The sequence below is a fragment of the Micromonospora endophytica genome (genome assembly GCF_003236305.1).
Lineage (GTDB): Bacteria > Actinomycetota > Actinomycetes > Mycobacteriales > Micromonosporaceae > Micromonospora > Micromonospora endophytica.
In genome coordinates this window covers 1-4,117 of record NZ_POTX01000369.1, presented here as the reverse complement: position 1 = coordinate 4,117, position 4,117 = coordinate 1, and the positions used below count along the sequence as shown (strand labels likewise).

The window sequence follows — 4,117 nt, the reverse complement described above, 5'->3', positions numbered from 1 at the left end:
GCCGCACCCCGCCCGTGTCGCGGGCGTCAGCTGGCACGACGAAGGCGGGCGCCCGCTCGGGGACGCCCGCCTTGCGGGAGTGGGGTCAGCGCCCGAGCACCCGGTCGAGGAAGTCGCGGTACTCCCGGACGGCGACGCGCAGCTCCTCGGTGTCCGACGAGTCCGCCTCCTGCCAGCCACCGAGCTTCCGCTTGTGCTCGGCCAGCGCGGCGGAGAGCGCCTGCATGGCCTCGTCGACAAGCGACTGCGCCTCACCGGCCGCGGCCTTCGGATCGTCCACGAAGCGCAGCTGGACGTCGCGCCAGCGGTCCCGGAAACCCTGTGCGGTCGACTCGTCGAAGAGGGTCGCCGCACCGGCCGGCGTGGCCACCCCCGCCCCCGACACACCGTCGCCCGGGGTCCGGGTGTCCGGGTCCACCATCGTCGGGGTGGCGCTGCCGTAGCCGGCGCCACCGGCCGCCGCCGCCTCGGCGCGTTCGTCTGCGCCGGCATCGCGGGTGGCGGAGTCGCCGTCGAGGTCGTCGGTGTCGTGGTGCGCGGCCGGCACCCGGCGATCGCCGGCCGGTGCGTCGGTGTCGTCGACGTCGTGGCTCGTCAGTGGGCCGGTCCGGTCGAACTCGGCCTCCGGGTCGGCCCGGAAACCCTCGCGCTCGCCGTCGACCGCACCGTCGCCGGGCCGCGCGGTGTCCTCGTCGCGGGCGTCGCGCTCGTCCTCGGGGCGCGGGCTGGCCAGCGCCGACGCGGCCACCGCGCTGCCGACGGTGGTCGCGCCGAAGGCGGTCGGTACGGGAGCGGGCTCGTGGAACTCGGGCCGCTCGTCGTCATCACCCGGACGCCGGTCCCATGGCCGGTCGCGGTCCGTGCCGGTCGCCGACCGGTCGCGGTCGGTCGGCGCGTCCGTCTCGGTCACGTCGTGGTCGTCGGCGGGCGGCACCGGTACGGAAGCGGACCGCACGGCCTCGGGGTGGTCGTTGTTGAGCTGCTGCTCTTGCTGCCGCATGGTGGTCTCCTCAGCGGTTGGTGGCGTCCTGGGCGGCGTCGGGGCGGCGCTGCTGCGGGGTGTGGCTCCCGACCGGCTCGTCCCCGAGTAGATCGGCGAAGAGGGCGCGGTAGTGCACCACGGCCTGGCGGAGGTCCTCGGTGCTGGCCTCGCCTCGGGAGTTGCGCAGGTGGATGTCGTGGGCGTCGCGGTAGTGGCTCAGCGTGCGGGCGTGGTCCACGGACAGGTGCGCGATCTGGTCGGAGAAGTCACCAGTGGGGTAGCCCCGCTCGGCGATGAGCCGGGTGACCAGTTCGTCGGCCTGGCCGACGGTCTCGGCGGGGGAGTCGATGAACCGGACCTGAAGTTCCTCCCAGGCCTCGGCGTAACGGGCCCGGGCGTCCGGGGCGAGCGGGACGAGCTGGAGTTCGGCGTGCCGGCGTTGGCGGTCGCGCAACTCCCGCTCAGCTTCGCTGCGGCTGTCCCGCTCGGCGACGACGTGGTCGTACTCGGGGCCGAACCGCTGACGGAGCGCGCGACGGCGGGCCGCTACGACGGCGACCGCTACGACGGCGGCGACGAGCAGGATGACGAGGACGGTGACGACTATCTGCGTGGGCGACATGGCTCCTCCTTCGCCTGCAGGTATTCCCTCCCTCCACTGATCGCCAATCCCGTTCCGGAGCACTTTCCTCGCCAGATGGGGTGTGCGGGCCCGGCGGATCCCGACAGGCGGTCGAGCGCGGGACGTTCGTCACCGTACCGGTAGTCTCGACGGACGGTAGTGCGTCAGGCGCAGATTACGTATCCTGCCCAAGGCGCCCGATCCTGCGTCCCGGGGGGCAACCGGGGCGCGCACCGGCGACGGCGCTGCCCGGCCGTGCCGGAGCCCTTCCAGCCACCCATTCCGGGCGAGGTCCGATTGAACACCCGCGACTGGCCGATCCGCTCCAAGCTGACCGCGTTGGTCGTCGTGCCGGTGACCGCATTGCTGGCACTGTGGATATTCGCCACCACCCTCACCTTCGGGCCGGCGCTCGACCTGCTCGCTGCCCGTACCCTCCTTTATGACCTGGGCCGGCCGGGCGAGACGGTGGTGGCCGAGTTGCAGCGGGAGCGCCGGCTCTCCGTGGTCCACCTCGCCACGGATCCTGCCGGCTGCCGGCGGTCGTCGGCCGACTGCGTGCTGCCGGCGTTGCAGGAGCAGCGCGCCCGTACCGACGCGGCAGTGACCGAGTTGCGGCAGCGGGTCGGTGGGGACGAGCTGCGCGACGCCGCCGGTGAGCTGCTGGAGGCACGATTGGAGCGGCTGCTCACCCAGTTGGCGGCGTTGCCGTCCGGGCGCGAGTCCATCGATCGCCGGGACGTGGACCGGGTCGACGCGGTCGGCCTCTACAACGGCATTCTCGAAGCCGCGTTCCAGACGTTCGAGGCCCTGGCCAACCTGCCCGATCAGGACCTCAACCGGGAGGCGCTCGCCCTGACCGACCTCGGGCGCTCGCGGGAACTGCTCGGGCAGACCGACGCGGTGCTGGCCGGTGCGCTGGCGGCCGGCGGATTCGCCGAGGGCGAGCACGGCATGCTGGTCCGAAGCATCGGCAACCAGTGGTTCCTGGCCGAGTTGGCCGTGGCCGACCTGCCCGAGCCCGACCAGGCGGCATACCAGCGGTTGACCGAGCAGGAGGCGTTCAGCCGACTCCGGGCGATGCAGGACGAGCTGATCGCCGCCGGCCCCTCGGCCAACCCCACCATCGACGCCCAGGCGTGGCAGACCAGTTACGACACCGTGCAGCAGTCGCTGCGGGACTTCGAGCTGACCCAGGCCGACGGGCTGGCCGACCGGTCGGTCCCGATGGCCGTCCAGACCCTGGTCCGGCTGGCCGCAGCCGGGCTGCTCGGCCTGATCGCCGTCGTGGTGTCGCTTGTGGTGGCGCTGCGGGTCGGTCGGTCCCTCGCGCAACGACTCACCCTGGTACGCGGGACGCTGAAGGAGACCGCCGAACGGCGGCTGCCGGACGTGGTGGACCGGTTGCGCCGCGGCGAGCAGGTGGACGTCGCCCGGGAGACCCCGGTGGCCGATCGGGGCGCCGACGAGATCGGCCAGGTGGCCCAGGCGTTCACCGAGGTGCAGAAGGTGGCGATCCAGTCCGCCATGGTCGAGGTCTCGCTGCGCCGGGGCCTCAACGAGGTCTTCCTGAACATCGCCCGCCGCAGCCAGGGCCTGGTGCACCGGCAGCTCGCCCTGCTCGACCGGTTGGAACGCGACGCGGAGGATCCGGACCACCTGGCCGAGCTGTTCCGGGTCGACCACCTCGCCACCCGGCTCCGGCGGCACGCGGAGGATCTGGTCATTCTCGCCGGTGCCGCACCGGGGCGAGGCTGGCGCAACCCGGTCGCGATGGTGGACCTGATCCGGGGGGCGATCTCCGAGGTCGAGTCGTACGACCGGGTCGACATCACCACCGTGCAGGCCGCCGGCACGCTCGGCCGCTCGGTGGGCGACATCATCCACCTGCTCGCCGAGCTGATCGAGAACGCCACCGCCTTCTCGCCGCCCGACTCCCGGGTGGAGGTCTCCGGTGAGCACGTCGCCAACGGGTACGCGCTCTCCGTATCCGATCACGGCCTGGGCATGAATCCGGCCGCCATCGAGGAAGCCAACCGGAAACTGGCCCGGTCGCCGGAGTTCGACCCGACGGAGACCGCCCGGCTCGGTCTCTTCGTGGTGGCCAGGCTGGCCGCGCGGCACCAGGTCCAGGTGCGACTGCGCCCGTCCGAGGGCACCGGCCTGACCGCGGTGGTGCTGATCCCCACCGAGCTGATCACCGCTGAGCCCTCGCCGTTGCCCGAGCCGGAGGCACCGCCGACGGCGGACGAGGAGGCCAACCCCCAGCAGCGGCGGCTGGCCCGTGCCACGCGATTGACCACTGTGCCCCGGCAACGACCCCGGTCGATGGCCCGTCCGGGCAGCACGCCTCCCGACGACCGGGACCGACCGTCCGGCCCACCCGCGGCGTACCGAGGCGGCCCGGATCAGCGTTCGGCGGTCGCGGCGGCCGAGGACGACGGGCTGCCCCGGCGGATCCGGCGACAGCGCCCGGCAAAGCCCGCCGGCCCGCCGGTCGCTGCCCCGACCCC

The 4,117-nt window shown here is 73.3% G+C and carries 3 protein-coding genes; 1 reads left to right on the top strand and 2 read right to left on the bottom strand.

The features are described 5' to 3' along the window. Positions 1-85: 85 nt before the first annotated feature. Positions 86-1,000, bottom strand: a complete 915-nt coding sequence (locus C1I93_RS29145) for a hypothetical protein (protein WP_111246468.1) — start codon at positions 998-1,000, stop codon at positions 86-88. 10 nt (positions 1,001-1,010) lie between these two features. Beyond that, the gene (locus C1I93_RS29140) at positions 1,011-1,604 is read right to left on the bottom strand and encodes a hypothetical protein (protein WP_111246467.1); all 594 of its coding nucleotides are present in this window, start codon (positions 1,602-1,604) and stop codon (positions 1,011-1,013) included. Positions 1,605-1,901: 297 nt separating this feature from the next. On the opposite strand from C1I93_RS29140, the gene C1I93_RS29135 reads away from it, so the two are divergent. Continuing rightward, positions 1,902-4,117 (top strand): sensor histidine kinase (locus C1I93_RS29135; protein ID WP_111246469.1); only part of this gene is annotated, 2,216 nt, incomplete at its 3' end.

Bases quoted from the DNA above. Each gene is read 5' to 3' on its own strand.
- C1I93_RS29145 (WP_111246468.1), bottom strand. From the start codon at position 1,000: ATGCGGCAGCAAGAGCAGCAGCTCAACAACGACCACCCCGAGGCCGTG.
- C1I93_RS29140 (WP_111246467.1), bottom strand. From the start codon at position 1,604: ATGTCGCCCACGCAGATAGTCGTCACCGTCCTCGTCATCCTGCTCGTC.